General features: G+C 68.9%; 18 protein-coding genes. 11 read left to right on the top strand and 7 right to left on the bottom strand.

The window, feature by feature from the left end:
* Nucleotides 1-21 precede the first annotated feature (21 nt).
* Nucleotides 22-2,244 carry a type II/IV secretion system ATPase subunit gene (locus MX571_RS01555; RefSeq protein WP_247413835.1) on the bottom strand — a complete coding sequence of 741 codons (2,223 nt, stop codon included), beginning with the start codon at nt 2,242-2,244 and terminating at the stop codon, nt 22-24.
* A 244-nt stretch (nt 2,245-2,488) separates the two neighbouring features.
* Here MX571_RS01555 and MX571_RS01550 point away from each other — a divergent pair, with 244 nt between their 5' ends.
* Entirely contained in the window at nt 2,489-3,001 is a 513-nt protein-coding gene (locus MX571_RS01550) for a GNAT family N-acetyltransferase (RefSeq protein ID WP_247413834.1), read from the top strand.
* A gap of 181 nt (nt 3,002-3,182) precedes the next feature.
* Nucleotides 3,183-3,878: a hypothetical protein gene (locus tag MX571_RS01545; protein ID WP_247413833.1), complete on the top strand. Its 696-nt coding sequence runs from the start codon at nt 3,183-3,185 to the stop codon at nt 3,876-3,878.
* A 43-nt stretch (nt 3,879-3,921) separates the two neighbouring features.
* Here the strand turns inward: MX571_RS01545 and MX571_RS01540 are convergent, their stop codons facing one another.
* Nucleotides 3,922-4,113 (bottom strand): hypothetical protein, encoded by a 192-nt coding sequence (locus MX571_RS01540; protein ID WP_247413832.1) that lies wholly within the window; start codon nt 4,111-4,113, stop codon nt 3,922-3,924.
* Nucleotides 4,114-4,415: 302 nt separating this feature from the next.
* Here MX571_RS01540 and MX571_RS01535 point away from each other — a divergent pair, with 302 nt between their 5' ends.
* The 3 genes from MX571_RS01535 to MX571_RS01525 are packed head-to-tail and all read left to right on the top strand — an operon-like array spanning nt 4,416 to nt 7,225.
* Nucleotides 4,416-6,155 carry an Nramp family divalent metal transporter gene (locus MX571_RS01535; RefSeq protein WP_247413831.1) on the top strand — a complete coding sequence of 580 codons (1,740 nt, stop codon included), beginning with the start codon at nt 4,416-4,418 and terminating at the stop codon, nt 6,153-6,155.
* Between the two features lie 7 nt (nt 6,156-6,162).
* On the top strand, nt 6,163-6,687 hold the full coding sequence (locus tag MX571_RS01530) for a hypothetical protein (RefSeq protein ID WP_247413830.1): 525 nt from the start codon (nt 6,163-6,165) through the stop codon (nt 6,685-6,687).
* A complete protein-coding gene (locus tag MX571_RS01525) occupies nt 6,680-7,225 on the top strand; it encodes a hypothetical protein (RefSeq protein WP_247413829.1) in 546 nt (181 codons plus the stop codon). Before MX571_RS01530 ends, MX571_RS01525 begins: the two co-directional genes overlap by 8 nt.
* Here the strand turns inward: MX571_RS01525 and MX571_RS01520 are convergent.
* Together MX571_RS01520 and MX571_RS01515 are read right to left on the bottom strand one after the other, a co-directional pair.
* A complete protein-coding gene (locus MX571_RS01520; protein WP_247413828.1) occupies nt 7,185-7,916 on the bottom strand; it encodes a CFI-box-CTERM domain-containing protein in 732 nt (243 codons plus the stop codon). The two genes, MX571_RS01525 and MX571_RS01520, sit on opposite strands and share 41 nt — an antisense overlap.
* Before the next feature lie 223 nt (nt 7,917-8,139).
* Nucleotides 8,140-8,385: a DUF8593 domain-containing protein gene (locus MX571_RS01515; RefSeq protein ID WP_247413827.1), complete on the bottom strand. Its 246-nt coding sequence runs from the start codon at nt 8,383-8,385 to the stop codon at nt 8,140-8,142.
* Between the two features lie 421 nt (nt 8,386-8,806).
* Between MX571_RS01515 and MX571_RS01510 the strand changes: the two genes are divergently transcribed.
* Nucleotides 8,807-9,634, top strand: coding sequence for a PspA/IM30 family protein (locus tag MX571_RS01510; protein WP_247413826.1), 828 nt, complete (start codon nt 8,807-8,809; stop codon nt 9,632-9,634).
* A gap of 46 nt (nt 9,635-9,680) precedes the next feature.
* Nucleotides 9,681-10,148, top strand: a complete 468-nt coding sequence (locus MX571_RS01505; protein ID WP_247413825.1) for an ASCH domain-containing protein — start codon at nt 9,681-9,683, stop codon at nt 10,146-10,148.
* Between the two features lie 15 nt (nt 10,149-10,163).
* Here the strand turns inward: MX571_RS01505 and MX571_RS01500 are convergent, their stop codons facing one another.
* Nucleotides 10,164-11,975, bottom strand: coding sequence for a BCCT family transporter (locus tag MX571_RS01500; protein WP_247413824.1), 1,812 nt, complete (start codon nt 11,973-11,975; stop codon nt 10,164-10,166).
* A gap of 436 nt (nt 11,976-12,411) precedes the next feature.
* Here MX571_RS01500 and MX571_RS01495 point away from each other — a divergent pair, with 436 nt between their 5' ends.
* The 3 genes from MX571_RS01495 to MX571_RS01485 all read left to right on the top strand — a co-directional run bounded on the left by MX571_RS01495 (nt 12,412) and on the right by MX571_RS01485 (nt 14,905).
* Nucleotides 12,412-13,314, top strand: a complete 903-nt coding sequence (locus MX571_RS01495; RefSeq protein ID WP_247413823.1) for an ABC transporter ATP-binding protein — start codon at nt 12,412-12,414, stop codon at nt 13,312-13,314.
* A 2-nt stretch (nt 13,315-13,316) separates the two neighbouring features.
* A complete protein-coding gene (locus MX571_RS01490) occupies nt 13,317-14,216 on the top strand; it encodes an ABC transporter permease subunit (protein ID WP_247413822.1) in 900 nt (299 codons plus the stop codon).
* Between the two features lie 65 nt (nt 14,217-14,281).
* Nucleotides 14,282-14,905, top strand: a complete 624-nt coding sequence (locus tag MX571_RS01485) for a DedA family protein (RefSeq protein ID WP_247413821.1) — start codon at nt 14,282-14,284, stop codon at nt 14,903-14,905.
* Here the strand turns inward: MX571_RS01485 and MX571_RS01480 are convergent, their stop codons facing one another.
* Nucleotides 14,906-16,396: a helix-turn-helix transcriptional regulator gene (locus MX571_RS01480; RefSeq protein ID WP_247413820.1), complete on the bottom strand. Its 1,491-nt coding sequence runs from the start codon at nt 16,394-16,396 to the stop codon at nt 14,906-14,908.
* Between the two features lie 204 nt (nt 16,397-16,600).
* Here MX571_RS01480 and MX571_RS01475 point away from each other — a divergent pair, with 204 nt between their 5' ends.
* Nucleotides 16,601-16,834 (top strand): YgdI/YgdR family lipoprotein, encoded by a 234-nt coding sequence (locus tag MX571_RS01475; protein WP_247413819.1) that lies wholly within the window; start codon nt 16,601-16,603, stop codon nt 16,832-16,834.
* Nucleotides 16,835-17,063: 229 nt separating this feature from the next.
* Here the strand turns inward: MX571_RS01475 and MX571_RS01470 are convergent, their stop codons facing one another.
* Nucleotides 17,064-17,774 carry a metallophosphoesterase family protein gene (locus MX571_RS01470; RefSeq protein ID WP_247413818.1) on the bottom strand — a complete coding sequence of 237 codons (711 nt, stop codon included), beginning with the start codon at nt 17,772-17,774 and terminating at the stop codon, nt 17,064-17,066.
* Between the last annotated feature and the right edge of the window lie 67 nt (nt 17,775-17,841).

Genomic DNA, 17,841 nt, shown 5'->3' with positions numbered 1-17,841 from the left:
GCACAATGGATAGCTTGGAAACTACTCCTCGTACGGCACCCGCTCTCTGTGCTCAGGTTCGACCGCAGCGTCCGTGGCACGGCGGTCTGCCGCCGCGCGTTCGACCGTCGCCGTCTCGTTGGCCCGCAGGTCGGCGAGGAAGCCGAACAGGTCGTCGGCGTCGTCGACGCCCTCCCGGACGAGGTACTGGACGTAGCGGTGTTTCTCGCGGAACTCCGACTCGACGGCCTCGGCGGTCCGGTCGGTGCGGTCCGCGATGCGCTCGATGGTCCGCGAGTGGCCCGGCGAATCGGGACCGAACTGCACGTCGAACCCGCCGTCGGTCGTCCGTTCGAAGACGGTGTTGTAGTGGACCGTCGCGCCCGGTCGGTCGACGACGCCGTCGTGGTGGTCGTCCTCGCCGACGAGTTCGACCGCCTGACCGACGTAGCGCTCCCCGTCGTTGCGTCGCGGGAAGACGACGAGGTCCAGTTCGGCGAGCAGGTGCGGGGGCAGGCCCTGCTCGATGACGCGGTTGACGAGTTTCTCGACGTCCTCCGCGTGGGTCGTCCCGAGGACGCCGTGGCCCGTCGCCAGCACCTCGCCGAACGTCTCGAACGACGCGGGCGTGTTTATCTCGGCGATTATCTCCACGTCGGGGTTCAGATAGTTCGTCTCGGTCATCAGGTCGGCCATCGACACCTGCTTGTAGCCGCTCTCGTGGTCGCGGGTCTGGAGGGAGACGCCCGTTTCGTGGGGCAGTCTGACCTCCCGAGAGCCCTCGTCGATGCTGACCGGGCGGTCGTCGTACGGGATGAACGGGACGTGGGCGTTGAGGAGCGTCGTCTTCCCGACGCCGGTCGGTCCGGCGAACAGGACGACGCCGTGGTGTTCGTACAGCAACCAGAGCAGCGTCACGAGTTCGGTCGGGAGGCTACCGTCCCGGACGAGGTCCACGGGCGTCAGCGGGTCGCGGGACTGCTTCCGGATGGAGATGTGCGGGCCGCCTTCGCTGATGGTCGGGAGCGCGACGGCACAGCGGATGGTCTCGTCGACGTCCTGCGTGGCGTCGTCGCTCCCGCCAGCGACGCGCTCCGGATTGAGGTTCACCTTCGCGCTGGGGGTGGAGGCGTTCACCTCGACGCCGTCCGCGGCCGCGAGCTGGGTGACGACGTTGACGAACGCCGTCTCGTCCTCGAACGCGAGGTTCGTCGGGACGCGCTCGTCGACGCCTCGCGGGACCACCTTGACGCGTTCGCCGACGCGGTTGGCCTCCACGTCCTCCAGTCGGCCGTCGCGGATGGGGATGGTCAGCTTCCCGTAGCCGACGTAGTCACGGAGGACGTAGTAGGCGAGGTCGTCCAGTCGGTCGGGGGCGTACTGGTCGTCGACCGGCGGGACGGCGAGGTCGTACTCGGCCAGCACCGACCGCAGTCGGTACCGCGTCGCGTCGAGCCACGCCTTCGTCCCGTCGGCGGTGAGTCGACGGGAGAGGACGCGCTCGGCGCGGCCACGGACGAACGCGGCCCGGTCGGCCTCTTCGACCACGCCGTCGACCCGTCCCTCCCAGATGCGCTCCTTGCACTCCTCGATGCGCTCGCGGTCGCCGGGCAGCAGGTCCGGTTCCCTGACGGCGTACTTCGTCGTGAACGGGTCCGCGCCGAGGACGTGTTCGCGGTAGAGCACCACGGGCACGTCGAAGTCGAGGAACGGGACGGTGTAGCGCGCGATGCGCTCGTTGGCGAACCGGTCGGCGAAGGGCGCGTCGGTCAGCCCAGTCCGCGCGGGAGCGAACGACTCCGTGTGGACGACGACCTCGCCGTCTCGCTCCTCGGCGACCTCGACGCTGTCGTCGAGTGCGTGCGGCGTCAGCGCCCCGAGACACGTCACCCGCGCGAGCGCGTGGTACTCCAGTCGGCGACGCATCGCGGGCGTGAGGTCCGTCAGTCGGTCTATCGCCCGGTCGTACTTCGGGGCGAACCCGTCGGCCATCCGCTCGGCCGCGCCCTCGCGGGTGAGCGGTCGCTCGACGCTCGCCCCCTCGAAGTACGACTCCACGTCCGCCAGTGCGTCGTGACCGGCCGCCGAGAGCGACGGCGTCCGTGTCTCGTACTCGAACCCGTCGCGCTCGCCCCGGACGGTGACGACGACGCCCGGGTGGACCGCCTCCTGTCGGCGAACGTCCGGCGCGTACCACGCGTCGGGGTCGTCCGGCGGGAGCGGCGCGGGTACTGTCACTTCCGAGAGACAGTTCGAATCGGTCATGTGTTACGCTGCGTCGGTGTTGGATTTTAAAACCTTCCATGGAACTGGGTGGAATGAAGCGTCACGCTCGCCCGGGCGCTCCGTAGACTACAGTCGTGCCGACGTCGTCGCGCTCGACGCGACGTGTCGGCGCGTACCCCGACGGCGACTCCGTGAGCGACCTCGGCACGACCTATTCCGTCGACCGGCCGACCTGTCCACCGGAGCACGAAACGCTAACCGGCCTGGTGTGGTACTGGCACGCATGACGGTTCGCAGAGCGACCGGGGACGACGTCGACGGGATTCGAGCGGTGGCAGAGCGGTCGTGGACGACCGACTACCCGGACATCCTGACGCGCGAGACGGCCACGGAGGCGGTCGAGGACTGGTACGCGCCCGACCAGATTCGGGCCGAACTCCGGGACTCGCGCACGCTTGTGCTCGTGGCCGAACGAGACGCTGAGACCGACGACGGGGTGGTCGGCTTCGCCCACGCGACGTGGACCGACGCCGACCGGGAGGGGTACCTCCTCAGACTGTACGTCGACCCGGACCATCGACGCGAGAACCTCGGCCGCGAACTGCTCGACCGGACGACGGCCGAACTCGCAGGCCTCGGTGTCGAACGCGTCAACGCGATGGTTCTCTCGGCGAACGAGCCGGGACGGGCGTTCTACGAGCACTTCGGGTTCGACCACGTCGACGAACAGCGGACGACCGTCGGTGGCGAGTCGTACCCTGAGAGCCGCTACGTCCTCGACGTGAGCGACGCGTAGCGAGCGAGACGACCACGCTGGCGGCGCGCGTTCACCCATCGCTTCGACTGGAGCATCGTGCGGGCTGCCGAGTTCGGCGGCCGCGGGAGTAACCGAGCGAGAGTAACCGAGAGGCCGCCACCGGACTATTCCTCGCTCTACTGTCGGTTGGAATTTTAACCCGCCGGCCCGCACTGTCCCCATGGCAGACGGGACCGACGACGACGCACTGCACCTCGCCCGCGAAGAGGCTCGCCTGACGCTCGACGGGCAACTGGCGACGCTCGACGACATCGACGCCAAGGCGCTCTCCGTCTTCCGCCTGAACGTCGCGCTCGCGGGCGTCCTCCTCTCGGCGCTCTCCCTGGCCGCGGCGAGCGACGTCGCCGACGCCGTCGCCCTGACGAACCCGGCCGTCGGGGTCGGCGTCGCCCTGTTCGCGCTCTCGGCGGCCGCCGCCGGACTCACCTACGGCGTCGCCGGTCGACAAGTGGGAGTCGGTCCGGGCGCGCTCGACGAGAGCGCGACGACCTCCCCCGAGGCGTTCCGTGCGTCGCTCGTCGCCGGGTACGCCGACTGGATCCGCTACAACCGCCGGACGAACGCGCAGAAGGCGCTGCTCGTCACGCTCGCCGTGCTGGGGACGGTCGCGGGGGCGCTCGCACTCGGCGTGGGTGCGCTCGCGGCGGTGACCGGCACGCTCCTCGCGCCAGCGGTCGGGGCCGTCGCGGTGCTCGTCGCCCTCGTCGCCCTGACGGGGCTTCCGGGACAGGTCCGGCGACTCCGTGACGGCGCGGACGGAGCCGATGGTGACGAGGAGGGCGTCGTCGCGACCCGGTCGCTCGACGCCGGGCTGCGTGGTCAGCGGACGTTCACCGGCCGCGACCGGGAGCGCTGAGTGAAGCTGTTCGTTTACTCGTCGCGGCGACCTTCCGGTTAGGCTACTTCGCTTCCCGCACGTACCGCTCTTCGGCGGGTCGGCCGCCCCACAGCGAGAGGTAGACGTACCCGCCGAGCAGGAGGACCATCCCCCCGGCGAGCAGGAAGTACCCGCGCCAGCTGAGCCACGCCGTCAGCACGACCGTGGAGACGAGTATCGTTCTGAGGAGGACGAGTCCCATGAGCCCTGACATCGATGTACTAGACGGGCCGGATGAGGGTGTGCGTTGCGAAACCAGCGGCCGAACTGTCGGATATCGGGTCGCTCCGCCCGCCCCGCTGCTTTACGATGTTGTGGCAAAGACAATATTTGCCGAACGATGTATGTTCTATCCGGCTTAATATTCTACACTATTAAGTATGATTTATACTCCCATGCGTATCATCCACATCCGATGCCACGACGGCGACGGAATCGGGGTGAGACCAGTGGGCGTTCCAGAGTAGGTGGCGGGAGGCCGCGGGGAGAACGCCCACCGACGCAGCACATCGAACCATGAGTGATTCGAACGAGACCAACGGTGACGATATCGCGCCCGACGGCGGCGCGGCGCAGGATTCGGACGTCTTCATGACGGAGGAGGTCGGGGCAGAGTATCGCGACTCGGTGTATCGAGGCGTCGACTACGACGGCCTCGAGACCGCACCCGAGACCGCCGAGTACCCGTCGACGAGCAAGGGGGGCCGGTTCAAGATCGCCGACCTGCCGAAGGTGCCGAAGGTCCGGCACCTCGTCGGCCCGAGCGCCATCATGCTCGGGGCGTCGCTCGGCAGCGGCGAGACGCAGTTCTGGCCGCTGCTCGTCGCCCAGAACGGCTGGGGGCTGTACTGGGCGTTCTGGGTCGGCGTCCTCACGCAGTTCTTCATCAACACCGAACTCCAGCGCTGGACGCTGGCGACCGGCGAGAGCATCTTCCGCGCGTTCGAGCGCATCAGCAGGTTCTGGCCGTGGTTCTTCCTCGTCGCGGGGTTCTTCCACCTCGGCTGGCCGGGGTGGGCCGCGGGCGGGTCGGAGGTGTTGGCGGCCTGGGTCGGTCTCGGGCCGGAGAACTGGGTCGGCATCGGCATCGCCTCGATGGTGCTCATCTGGCTGTCGTACCTGGCCGGGCCGCTCGTCTACAACGTCGTCGAGCGTATCCAGGTCGCCCTGATGATCGGCGCCATCGCGGGGGCCGTCGTCCTGGTGTTCATCATCGGCTCGGCGGGCCAACTGGCGAACGTGCCGGCGGGCGCGGTCAACTTCGGGGCGTTGCCCGAGGATATGGACATCGCCGTCTTCCTCGGCGGCCTCGCCTACGCGGGTGCTGGTGGGTACATCAACCTCTCCCAGGGCGTCTGGGCACGGGAGAAGGGGTTCGGGATGGGGACCTACCAGGGTCGCATCAAGAACCCGCTTCGCGGGGCCGACCCCGAGGAGGTCCACGAGAACGGCTTCACGTTCGAACCGACGGACAAGAACCTGCGACGCTGGCGGGAGTGGTGGCGCGTCGTCCAGCAGGAGCACTTCCTGACGTTCGTCGTCGGCCTGCTCGTCGTCGCGACCATCGCGATGACCATCGCGGCCGAGTTCGCCTCGGGTACCGACCAGGGAGCCATCAGCATGTGGCTCACCGTCGTCATCCCCGAGATGGACGCGGTCAACGCGTTCCTGCTCTACGCGGTGCTGTTCATCGCGCTGTTCAGCACGCAGTACGCCATCGTCGAGTCGTTCGTCCGGAACAGCGTCGACATCATCTACGAGGGGTACGGTCGACAGGCCGGCTGGAACCTCCCGCGGGTGTTCCTGGGGCTGCTGACGGTATTCACGCTCTGGGGCATCGGTATCATCGCGCTGCAGTTCCAGCAGCCGTGGCTCCTGCTGGTCATCGGCGCGGCCATCGCGGGTGCGATGATGTGGCCGTACAACGCCCTCACCATCATCAACAACACGACGCGCCTGCCGGAACACCTCCAGCCGGGGTGGGGTCGCGTCGTCGCGATGTGGTGGGCGACGGGGTTCTTCGGGTACTTCACCGTCCTGCTCATCGGCGGCGTGCTGAACAACGCCGAGTACGGCCTCAGCTACCCAGTGATGGAGACGACGCTGGGTGTCGTCGGGAGCGGTGCCGGTGGGTACGTCCTCTGGCTCGTCTTCCTGCTCGTGCAGGTGTACACGATGTACCGGTCGGGTCGGGCGAAGCTCCAGGCCAGCGGCAACGTCGCCAACGCCGACGAGGCGTCCGGCTTCCTGGCCTGACTCCCCGATGCGCACCGACGACACCTCCGCGACGGCGTCGACGGGACCGGCGGCCGGAGCGACGGCACTGCTCCACGTCCTCGTCGAGTTCCGGTACGTGGTGTACCTCGGCGGTCTCGCGGCCATCGCGGCACCGACGCTGCTGGAGTACGCCGACGTCTCCGTTCCGCTCTCTGCGCGCCGTCTCGTCGTCGGTATCGTCCTCGCGGTCATGGCCGTGACCTACCTCGGCGAGCGCCGGTTCGTCCACGGGGGAGGCGGCCGGAGCGACGCAGGCGACCACGACGACGGTGCCCGAACTGACAGTGACCGCCGTGACGACGGCGAGAGGAGCGGTGAGCGCGGTGCGAACCAGTTCGGCGACTCCTTCGACTGGCGGACCCGCCTGGCGCTCGTGGGCGCTATCGCGGGCATCGCGCTCGGCGTCTACGTCGCCGTCGCCGTGGACCTCCTCTACGGCGTGGTGTTCGTCGTCGGCGCGTACCTGTTCGCCCAGCTCGCCGTCCAGTCCCGAGGTGAGAACGGTGGGTGAGACGCCGGAGGACGTCTACGAAGACCTCGACATCGACCCCGAGGGGGTCGAGCAGTTGCCCTCGACGGCCATCCAGGTGGACGCGCACGTCCACTTCGGGATGACGGGGACGTTCCCGCTCCGCCTCGCCGACCTCTTCTTCACGGACGACGGCGCGTACGTCGCGGAGTACGGCTACGTGACGCCGATGTTCGGCCTCGGAACGAAGAAACACCGCCGCGAGGCGACCGGGATGGCCCGCATCTACGCCGTCCACGGCATCGACGAGGTGCTGTTGCAGGCGAACGTCGTGAACTGGGTCAGCGCCGACCACCTCGACCGCGTCGTCGTTCACGACGGCGGCCGGTTCGGGCGGCAGAAGATTACGCTCACGCTCGCCGACGGCGACTCGTTCGCGTACCGCCTCCACGACGAGGACACCGACCAGAGCCTCGACGCCGTCGAGGCGTGGACCGGGCGCAACGACGTCGGGTTCGAACGCCGCGCGGGCGTCGGGTTCAGTCCGACCGCGAGTCTGCGTCGCTTCTTCGGCCAGTGAGCCGGGGGGAGTCGGAGGCCGAGTACGCCGCCTCGGCCTCTCCGGCCACCAGTTCGCGCGCCCTGATGGCCGCGTGACCGGCCACCGCCAGCGCGACGCCGACGAGGTACAGCACGACGAGGACGACGCCCAGCCCGGCGACGCGAACGCGCGACCGCTCACGAGCCTGTCGCCGGGCGAGTCGAGCGCAGCGGTCGACGTGCCGACGGACGACCCGCGTCGTCCGCGAGTCGGGGTGGCGCGCCAGCGTCCGCGCGACGGGCGGGCTCACGCGCTCGTAGCCCGCGACGAGCGTGCCTCCCACACGCGAATTGGTGAGCCATCCGTCGCGGAACCCGCGCAGGTCGTCGAGCGTCTCCCCGTCGCCGGCCGCCGCGGTGGTGACGAAACACGCCGAGTGGTGCTGTTTGACCTCGAAGCGCAGCAGGTCGGCCTTCGCGTACCGGTCGGTCGACTCGGCCGGGAACGCGGGGTCGTCGGAGACGGCGAACGCGTCGGTCGAGTGCTGGAGGAACACGTCGCCGCGCTCGACGCGGTCGCCGTCGGTCGTGAGCAGGCTGACGTACTTCTCGCGCCCGTCGCTTATCTCGACGACGTCCGCGTCCTGCCCGTCCGCTTCGGGTTCGGAGTCGGCGCCGGGGGCACCGCCGCCGTCGTCTCCCCCGTCCGGGTCGACGGGCGTGTGTGGCATGGTCACTCGTCTCGCGGAGGCGAGTAAAAAAGCTTGTGCGGTCGCTCACCGGCGACCGTCGGCCGACGCGGACGCGGAGTGAGGCGTACTCTGCCGGAGGCGTTGACGTCGTCACCAGCAGGCCTCGTCAGTGTCGTCACTAGCGAACATCGTCAGCGTCGTCACTGCCGGGGTATCCCATCAGTGAGAGAAATAGTGGGTCGGTCGGACCGTCACGTCCTGACTATCGGTCGCGCAGGTAGACGCCGTCGTCGTCGTAGCGGTCGACGTCGTCGCTTCGCAGGTCGTGTTCGTCCTCGTCGTCGTCCCAGCCGAGGGCGTCCTTGATCTTGTCCGTCAGCCCCTCGGAGTCGTCGTCCTGTCGGACGCGAGCCGTGTCGTCGTTGACGTCCGTCACGGTACCCACGCGGTCTCCGGCGGACGTGTACACTGGCTTGTCGCGGTCGTCGGTCGTGAAGTCTCGTGCCATTGCGTTCCCTGAGACTCCCGACGCGCGGGTATGTCTCCGGCCTGCTAGCGCCAGCAAGCAGTTTCCAGCCACCGACCTTCGGGCCAGTTCTCGTGAACGGCTGCTACCACCAGCGACGGAACGGCTTACGGCCGCCACGACGCTGTCCGCCACGCCGACGCGACCCAGCCAGCCTCGACCGCGTCGGTAGCCCGTCGACCCGGCGGTGTCCACAACTCCGGGAACCCTTCGACCGGCCAAGAGGCGCAAGTCGGCTCTAACTCGCGTTAGGGGCCGGGAGCGGACGCTGGACGAGAGACGGGTGTCCGGCCTCCGCGCCGTCTCACGGCCTCTCGTCTGAGCACGTCTGGTTGGTCCTGATGCCGTGAGCGACGACACGCTCGCACGAACGCATAAGTTGGTCGACAGCCCTCTCTCGGGTATGGGACTGTTCGACAGGACGACCGAGGCGCTCGAACGCGAGGTCAACCGCCTCCTCGACGACGTGGAGGACCCACAGGAGAGCCTCGACTACACCTACGAACGACTGCGGGACGAACTGGCGCGCGTCGACGAAGCGCTCGTCGACCTGGTCACCCAGCGCAAGCGCCTCGAAGGCGAGCGGGACCGCCTCGAAGACCGCATCGCGGACCACAACGACCGCGCCCGCGAGGCCGTCGAGGAGGGCGACGACGCCCGCGCCCGCGACCACCTGGAGGACAAGCGCTCGGACATGGGCCGACTGGACGACGTGGACGCGCGCATCGCCGACCTGCACGACGCCGAGTCGGACCTCAAGTCGCGGCGCAACGAACTCAAGGAGCGCATCGAGCGGTTCCGCACCGAGCGCGCCGAACTGAACGCCCGACAGAGCGCCGCGAGCGCGGAAGCCTCCGTCGCGGACGCACTCGGCCAGGAGGGCGACGGGACGGCGGACCGCCGCGTCGCGGACGCCACCGACCACGTCGAGGAGAGCGAGGCGCGGGCGGCCGCCCTCGAGGAACTCCGTTCGGAGGGGTTCTTCGACGAGGAAGAACGCCAGCGACTCGACGCCGAACAGGCCCGCGTCGACGCCGAGGTGGAGTCGGAACTCGAGACGCTCCGCAGTCAGGTGCGTGGCGAGGACGACGTCCCCGACGCGACTGCCGACGACGCTGACGACGCTGACGACGCCGACGGCCCTGACGACGACGCCGACGACGCCGCCGACCCGACCGATGCGGACGACGCGTCGACTGTCCCGGACGACGCGGACGACGACGAGTCGTAACTACCGCGACGCGACCGCTATGTCGGAGGCGCGCGTTCCTCCGACTATGACACCTTCCGTCGACGAGTTCTGGTCGGCGTTTCTCGACGGCGTGCCCGACGAGTCCGCTCCCGACGGGTACGACAACGTCTTCTCGTTCGGCGACTCGCCCGAGCTAGCGGACGAACTGGGCGCGCTCGTCGTCGCCGGGGAGAAGACGGCGACGGCGGAGGCACGCTGGACGTTCGAGGCCGAGGGAGAACGGGCCCCCGCGCCCGGCGATTACAGCGTCGTCCTCGACGGCTCTGGCGACCCGCTGTGCGTCGTCGAGACCGTCGAGGTACGGGTCGTCCCGTTCGACGAGGTGGACGAGGCGTTCGCCCGCGACGAAGGAGAGGGGTACGAGTCGGTCGAGGAGTGGCGCGAGGACCACTGGCAGTACTTCTCGCGGACGCTCTCGGCTCACGACCGCTCGCCGACGGAGCGAATGCCGGTCGTCTGCGAGCGGTTCCGCGTGGTCTACGACGGCCACTGAGGGGAGCGGTCGGCCTCAGTCGTCGGTCGGAGCCGACCCCCCAGAGGCCCCGCTCTCGCTCGACGCCCCCGACTCGCCGTCGCTGACGTCGGTGACGACGGTCTGGTTGGAGGTCGTGACCTCCACGTCCCCCCGCTTGACGAGTCGCTCGACCTGCGCACTGAACCGGTCGGATTCGAGCATCCCCCGTTCCTTCCGGAGCCCGCGGTACAGCGTGTAACAGAGCACCAGCAGGACGACGGTGAACGGGAGACCCGTCGTGATGGCGGCGGTTCGGAGCGCGTTCAGGCCACCGCCGACGAGGAGGACGGCGGCGACGGCCCCCTCCGCGGTCGCCCAGAAGACGCGCTGGGTGGTCGGCACCTCGCGCTTCCCGCCCGCGGTCATGTGGTCGATGACCAGCGACCCCGAGTCCGAGGAGGTGACGAAGAACGTCGTCACCAGCACGACGGCGACGACGCTCGTGACGACGGTGAACGGCAGGACCGAGAACAGTTCGAACATGGCGGTCGCCACGTCGTTCTCGGCCGCCGACGCGAGGCCGCCGTTCCCGTTCAGCTGGACGAACAGCGCGCTCCCGCCGAACGTCGCCATCCAGAGGAACGAGAACAGCGACGGGAGCACGAGCACGCCGAGCAGGAACTCCCGGACGGTCCGGCCCTTCGAGATGCGCGCGATGAACATGCCGACGAACGGCGACCACGACACCCACCAGCCCCAGTAGAAGACGGTCCACGTGTTCTGCCAGGACGTGCCGGTGAACGACTCGCTCCAGAAGGCGAGTTCGGGGAGGACGCTGACGTAGAATCCCAGCGTCTCGACGAACGTCCCGAGCAGGAACACCGTCGGGCCGATGAGCAACACCGCGCCGAGCAGGGCGGCCATCACATAGAGGTTGAGTTCGCTCAGCAGTTTGACGCCGCCGTCGAGCCCCGCGACGACCGACATCGTGGCGATGGCCGTGATGACGGCGATGATACCGACCTGCACGAGCGGCGAACTGGGTATCCCGAACGGGAGGTAGCGCCCCGACAGGAACGTGAGGCCGGCGTTGATCTGCTGGACGCCGAGGCCGAGCGACGTCGAGAGGCCGAACAGCGTCGCCACCACCGCCAGCACGTCGACGACGTCCCCCGGCCAGTCGTAGATACGCTCGCCGAGGATGGGCCAGAACACCGACCGGAAGGTCAGCGGCAGCCCCCGGTTGAACGAGAAGAACGCGAGGCCGAGGCCCACGAGGGCGTAGATGGCCCACGGGTGGAACCCCCAGTGGAAGAACGTCGTGCCGAGGGCAGCCTGTCCGGCCGCCGCCGTCCCTGGTTGCACGTCGAAGAACGGCGGCACCGTCGTGAGGTGCGTCAGCGGTTCGCCGACGGCCCAGAACATCAGGCCGATACCCATCCCGGCGCTGAACAGCATCGAGTACCACGCGAAGTCGCTGAACTCCGGTTCGGCGTGTGGGCCGCCGAGTCTGATGTTCCCGTAGCCGCTCAGCGCGAAGTAGAGGACGACCACGATGAACAGGTTCACCGCGAGGATGTAGAACCAGCCGAACGTCCCGGAGACGCCGCCGAGGACGGCTCCGAAGGCGTCGGCCGCGGTCATCGGGGCGCCCTCGGGCCCGGTGAGACCGAACAGCGCGGCGACGTCGCTGAACAGTAGGGTCAGGACGACGAAGACGACCGCGAGCGCCGCCGCGGCGGGGAACACCCTCGGGTGGACGTCGAACCCCCAGCGCCGGACGTTGCCGTCGCCCGGCTCGCGCTCGGTGTCGGCCCGGAACAGGCCGCCCAACTGCTCGTCGGTGTCGTCGGGTGAGTCAGCCACGAATCGATGCCCCGCACTGCCCGTCTTCGGGTCGATATCGGTCGTTCATTGATGAACTCGGTCGACGTGAATCGGCACTGAGCCAGCGTTGACGCCGTCGCGAACCGACGACGTACCTGCCACCCCAGACGCCCACTCGTCGGAAAAGCGTGGGGGTTCAGGCGGCGGCCGCCTGAAATCGGCGTCCCGTCGCCCGTTACTGGCGTCGGCTCGACTGGTTTCGAGGTTCTCACTGATTGTTAATTTTACACGAGATGGAAAGATATAATACAGTCCGGGTACGAATAGAACGTGTGGGTAGCGGACTGGGACCTTTCCCCCCTCCCCGGTTTCGCACCCCCACAACGGCGGTTCTACGACCGTCCGTCCCTTTCCCCCCTTTCACTGCGTTCGGACGTGTCGATAGTTACTTGATTTCGCTGTCACGACGAGAGATATGTCCGCGCTCGAACTGCGTTCCCTCCAGAAGCGATACGGCGACGTCGTCGCCCTCAGAGACGTCGACCTGACGGTGCGTCGCGGCGAGGTGTTCGGCTTCCTCGGTCCCAACGGTGCCGGGAAGTCGACGACCATCGACATCGTCCTCGACTACGTCCGGCCGACCGACGGCAGCGCCCGCGTCTTCGGGCACGACGCCCAGGAGGAGGGCGAACGGGTCCGAGAGCGCGTCGGCGCGCTTCCCGACATGCGTCTGTTCGGCCACCTCACCGCCCGCCAGCACGTCCAGTTCGTCGCCGACGCGAAGGGGAGCGACGACGACCCCGTGGCCCTGCTCGAACGCGTCGGCCTCGGTCGCGTGGTCGACTTCACCGCCGACGGCTTCTCGACCGGCATGGGTCAGCGCCTGAAACTCGCGATGGCGCTGGTCGGTGACCCCGACCTGCTCGTCCTCGACGAACCGTCGGCGGGGCTGGACCCCAACGGCGCGCGCGAGATGCGACGTATCGTCCGCGAGGAGAACGCTCGCGGTGCGACGGTGTTCTTCTCCAGCCACATCCTCGAACAGGTCGAGGCGGTCTGTGACCGCGTCGGCATCCTCTCGGACGGCGAGGTCGTCGCCGAGGACAGCATCGACGACCTGCGCGAGGCGACCGGCGCTCGCTCGTCGTTCGTCGTCACCGTCGACGACCTCTCTGAGGTGGCGCTCGCGGCCGTCCGCGACGTCGCTGGCGTCGCCGAGGCGACCGTCGACGGGACGAGCGTGACCGTCACCTGCCCGGACGACCGGAAGGCCGCCGTCGTCGACGCCGTTCGCACCGACGGTGCGACCGTCCTCGACATCGACAGCGAGGACGCCTCGCTCGAACGCCTGTTCGCGACGTACACCGGGGGTCGGTGAGCGTGGCGGACACGACCTCGTCGTCGACCGACGCCGACGCCACTGGGACTTCCACCGCCGCCGCCAACGACACCGCCAGGTCCACTGTCGACACCGCTCCCACCGACACCGCTCCACGGGCCGGTTCGCTCGCGGTCCTCGTCCGGCGGAGCGCCGTCGACCCGATTCGGTCGGGGACCGGGTACGTCACCGTCGTCCTGTTCCTCCTCGTCGCCGGCCTGTTCGCCTACACGCAGGCGGGCCGCGGGGAGGTCGGGTTCTCCTCCATCGTGGCCGTCGTGACCCAGGTAGCACCGTTCCTCGTCGTGGTTCGCTGTGCGGACGTGCTGGCCGCCGACCGCGAGAGCGGCCGTCTCCGCGGACTGCTGGCGCTGCCGTTCTCCCGCCGACAGGTCGTCGTCGGGACGCTCCTCGGCCGCCTCGCGTGGTTCGTCGCGGCGGCGCTCGGGTCGCTGGCCGTCGCGCTGGTCGTCTTCTCGATTCGCGGGGGTACCGTCGACCTCGGCGCGACGCTCGTCTCCCTCGCCCTGCTGTGCGTGGTACTCGCCGTCTACGTCGGCGTCGCCGTCGGCGTCTCGGCGGCCGTCCCGACGACGACACGCGCCGTCGTCGCCGCGAGCGGGGTCTGGCTGGTGACACAGCTGTTCTGGTCGACCCTGCCGGGGCTCGTCACCTACCTCCTCAACGGGTTCGAGGGGGCCGGAGAACCGGCGTGGGCCGACACGTTCGTCGCGCTCGGTCCGTTCGACGCCTACCAGACGCTCGCCACCGCGTTCGTCCAGGGCGGAGACGTGCCCCCCGTCCTCGGCGGCGAACCGTGGTCCGCGCTCCTCGTCCTGCTGGTCTGGTTCGCCGCCCCGCTCCTGCTCGGCCTCCGTCGGTTCGAGCGCGCGTCGCTCTGAGGTGTACTTCGCTCGACTGCGTTCGAAGCCCGAACGCCGAAACCCCCTCCCGTCGTAGGTCGGTCGTGGACCTGACGACGACGGCGCTCGACCTCGCACGCACCTACGGCTACCTCTTCGTCTTCGTGTTCATGTTCCTGGAGACGTCGATGCTGTTCCCGCTCCTGCCGAGCGAGGTGGTCCTGCCCGCGTCGGCCGCCATCGTCGTCACGTCGCCCGCGTCGCTCGCGCTGTTCGTGCTCGTCGCCACCGCGGGGGGCGTCGTCGGAAGCGCCGTCCTCTACGAGGTGTTCCGCCGCGCGGGCGACCACGCCCTCGACCACGACTGGGTTCGCGTCGACCGGCGCGACGCGAACCGGGCGCGACGGTGGTTCCGCCGGTGGGGGAGCCACTCGGTGCTGTGGGGCCGACTGCTCCCCGTCTTGCGCTCGGTCGTCTCCATCCCGGCCGGGTTCGCGGAGATGCATCGCGGCGTGTTCACCGCGTACACCGCCGTCGGAGCGCTGGCGTTCAACGCCGCCGTCGCCGGGTTCGTCTACGTCGGCGTCCGGGAGTCGGTGTACGAGGTGGCGCTGGCGGTCGTCCACGAACGTCCGCTGGTCGTCTCGGCGCTGGTCGTCGTGGCACTCGTCGTCGTGGCGGTCGCGTACCACGAGTCCGCAGACGAGTGGCGCGAGCGGTGGAGCTAGTCAGTCCTGCTCCTCGAATGGCGAGCGCGCGCTCTCGGGTTCGTCGCCCGGCCGGGCGATGAGGTTCTCGCGGCCGATGGATATCTTGCGGATCTCGCCGTCGGACTCCATCTTCGACAGCAGGCGCGACACCTTCGACTTCGACCAGTCTGTCTGCTCGACGATGTCCGCCTGTCTGAGTCGCCCTTCGTTGGCGTCCAGCATCTGCCGGATACGGTCCTCGTTCGTCATCGGCTCGGGCGCGGGGCTGACCGCGCTCCCGGCGCCCTCGCTCCCCCCACCGTCGGTCGGTGTCGGTGCGGCGTCGCCCGCGTCGTCGCGCGACCGCCCGACCCAGATGATGCCGCCGACGAGGAGCGCGTAGACGACGAGGAGACCGAGGACCATCGGCAGGCCGTTCACGTCGAGGCCCGTTCCACCGATACCCTCGGCGGGGTCGGAGCCCTGCTGGACCTCCTCGCCGTCGGGGACGCCGTCGCCGTCCGTGTCGGGGACGGTCGGGTCCGTCCCGTAGTTCTTGATCTCCTCGCCGTCGCTGAGACCGTCGCCGTCGGTGTCCGACTTGTTCGGGTTCGTCTGGTAGCCGTTGTCGGAACTCAACTCGGCACCGTCCTCGATGCCGTCGTCGTCGGTGTCGGGGTCCGTCGGGTTCGTGTCGTGCTGGTTCACCTCGGCACCGTCGGTGAGGCCGTCGCCGTCGGAGTCCGGGTTCGTCGGGTTCGTCTGGTAGCCGTCCGAGCCGTTGACGATCTCCTCGCCGTCGGGGATGCCGTCCTCGTCGGTGTCGGGTTTCGCGGGGTTGGTCCCGAGCGACGTCTGCTCCTTCCCGTCCTCGATGCCGTCGCCGTCGGTGTCGGGGTTCGTGGGGTCGGTCTCGTAGCCGTTCTCGCTGCTGACCTCCGCGCCGTCCTGGATGCCGTCGCCGTCGGTGTCGGGGTTCGTCGCGTTGGACTCGTAGACGTTCACCTCGTCACCGTCGCTCAGGCCGTCGCCGTCGGTGTCCGAGGAGAGGATGTTCGTCTGTCGCTGGGACTCCGCCCGGTTCGAGAGGCCGTCCTCGTCGACGTCACCGCCCGCCGACAGGATGTGGACGGTCCGCGTGGCGCTGTCCATCACGCCGGACCCGTTGCTCGCGGTGACCGTGAGGGTCTGTTCGCCGGTCGAACCCCAGTTGGAGACGCGTAGACTGACGCTCCCACCTCCGGTGGTCGACTGGCAGGCGAGCGACTCGGCGTTCTCGCCGCCGAGTCGTGCGCACACCTGCGCCGTCTCGCTCCCGGAGAGGCCGACGTTTATCGTTTCGCTCTGCCAGCCGGCGATGTACGTCACACCGCTGTCCGTCGCGACGACGCCGTTTCCGGAGAACTCGACTGAGTCGATTCCGACGGGGGTGGCGGCGCCGACGGCACCGCTGACGGCGAGGCTAGAGAGGAGGAGACAGACGACTAGAGCGAGGGTTCGACCGGTGGTCGTGTGCGGAGGCCTCTGCATGTGCTCGTAATCTATCCCTTAACGTCTGGTACCATAGACCTTTTTTGTCGCGAATCGGACTTGTTTTCGCGCGTCTATCTGTCTCTCGGGCTGTGAGGCCGGACTCTGCCCGTGAAACGGTCTGCAACGATAGGTGTCTGGGCCTGCAAACGTCGGGACGACTGACCCGGTTTATTCGGGATGCTGTCCTCCGTCCAGTTGCACATGAGACCGACTCTTCGAACCATCCTCGCGGCGCTGCTCCTGACCGGGATGCTGGTCGTCGCCGGGTGTGCTGGCCCCAGTGCCACGAACAACTCGACCGATGGGGCTGGGAACGGCACCATCACGACGATAGCGCCCGAGGACACGCCAGCGAACGACAGCGGTGCTGGCGGTGAGGACGTCGCCTCCGAGGAGAGCGACTACTCGCTCGCCTCGTACGACGCGGTCGGTTGAGCGACACGCTACGATAGCTGTCGCCCGACGTTCCTGCCGAACCCGATAGCGACGCACCCGTCTCGGACCGTATCGCGAGCGCCGTCGCCGGCCCGCTGACGGACCGGACCGAGCGTCCTGTCGCCGTCGCTGTACCGTGCGGGCCGTACGACGCGGCTGTACGGTCCGTAGCACGCTGCTTCTAGCCCAGAGCCCGGGGTCCGTTCGCGCGCGTGACGACTACGCGGGACTACCGACCGTCGACCAGGCGGCGCCCCGTCCGTTCGGGGAGTCCGGCCTCGGCGACGGCCGAACGCACCCGCTCGACGTCGTACGGCACCCGGTGTTCGGTGAGCGACGGCGCGCCGTCCTCGGGCAGGTCCAGAACGGCGAACGCGGCGCGCGGGTCGCCGTCGCGTGGCTGGCCGACGCTGCCGGGGTTGACGACGAGCGTGTCGTCCACCCACTCGTGGTGCTGGACGTGGGTGTGTCCGAGGACGAACACCGACTCGTCGCCGAGGTGCGGCGCGAGCGCCGGGAACTGCTCCGGTCTGACGTACCGGTCGCGGTCGGTCGGGTGGTCGTGGACGACGCGGACCCGCCCGTCCGCGAGCCGTGTCTCGACGGGGAGCGCGCCGAGCCAGGCGAGCTGGTCGTCGTCGAGGTGGTCGCGAGCGTGCTGGAGCCCGGCGAACGCCATCTCGTTGTGCCGGTAGCGGTCGGGCGTCCGAACCGCCCGGTCGTGGTTCCCCTCCACGACGTGGGTGGTGTCGGCACCGACTCGGTCGGCGGCCCGCCCCGAGCGGAGCGCTTCGACGCAGTCGGCCGGGAACGGGTTGTAGCCGACGATGTCGCCGGCACAGACGAGACGGTCGACGGGGGTGTCGTCGGCCAGCGCGTCGCAGACGGCATCGAGCGCGACGGCGTTGGCGTGGAGGTCCGAGACGAGGCCGATTCGCATGTCTCCACGTCGGGTCGGCTCCCGTTTGAGCGTTGGCACGGGATGTGTGAATCCTTAAACCACGTGA

The organism is Halomarina salina (genome assembly GCF_023074835.1).
Taxonomy (GTDB): Archaea; Halobacteriota; Halobacteria; order Halobacteriales; family Haloarculaceae; genus Halomarina; species Halomarina salina.
The sequence above is the reverse complement of the archived record's forward strand: the minus strand, read 5'-3'. Positions and strand labels throughout refer to the sequence as shown.

What these genes read in the sequence shown, in the direction of transcription:
- MX571_RS01555 (WP_247413835.1), bottom strand. Translation starts at nt 2,244, where the DNA reads ATGACCGATTCGAACTGTCTCTCGGAAGTGACAGTACCCGCGCCGCTC.
- MX571_RS01550 (WP_247413834.1), top strand. Translation starts at nt 2,489, where the DNA reads ATGACGGTTCGCAGAGCGACCGGGGACGACGTCGACGGGATTCGAGCG.
- MX571_RS01545 (WP_247413833.1), top strand. Translation starts at nt 3,183, where the DNA reads ATGGCAGACGGGACCGACGACGACGCACTGCACCTCGCCCGCGAAGAG.
- MX571_RS01540 (WP_247413832.1), bottom strand. Translation starts at nt 4,113, where the DNA reads ATGTCAGGGCTCATGGGACTCGTCCTCCTCAGAACGATACTCGTCTCC.
- MX571_RS01535 (WP_247413831.1), top strand. Translation starts at nt 4,416, where the DNA reads ATGAGTGATTCGAACGAGACCAACGGTGACGATATCGCGCCCGACGGC.
- MX571_RS01530 (WP_247413830.1), top strand. Translation starts at nt 6,163, where the DNA reads ATGCGCACCGACGACACCTCCGCGACGGCGTCGACGGGACCGGCGGCC.
- MX571_RS01520 (WP_247413828.1), bottom strand. Translation starts at nt 7,916, where the DNA reads ATGCCACACACGCCCGTCGACCCGGACGGGGGAGACGACGGCGGCGGT.
- MX571_RS01515 (WP_247413827.1), bottom strand. Translation starts at nt 8,385, where the DNA reads ATGGCACGAGACTTCACGACCGACGACCGCGACAAGCCAGTGTACACG.
- MX571_RS01510 (WP_247413826.1), top strand. Translation starts at nt 8,807, where the DNA reads ATGGGACTGTTCGACAGGACGACCGAGGCGCTCGAACGCGAGGTCAAC.
- MX571_RS01505 (WP_247413825.1), top strand. Translation starts at nt 9,681, where the DNA reads ATGACACCTTCCGTCGACGAGTTCTGGTCGGCGTTTCTCGACGGCGTG.
- MX571_RS01495 (WP_247413823.1), top strand. Translation starts at nt 12,412, where the DNA reads ATGTCCGCGCTCGAACTGCGTTCCCTCCAGAAGCGATACGGCGACGTC.
- MX571_RS01480 (WP_247413820.1), bottom strand. Translation starts at nt 16,396, where the DNA reads ATGCAGAGGCCTCCGCACACGACCACCGGTCGAACCCTCGCTCTAGTC.
- MX571_RS01475 (WP_247413819.1), top strand. Translation starts at nt 16,601, where the DNA reads ATGAGACCGACTCTTCGAACCATCCTCGCGGCGCTGCTCCTGACCGGG.
- MX571_RS01470 (WP_247413818.1), bottom strand. Translation starts at nt 17,774, where the DNA reads ATGCGAATCGGCCTCGTCTCGGACCTCCACGCCAACGCCGTCGCGCTC.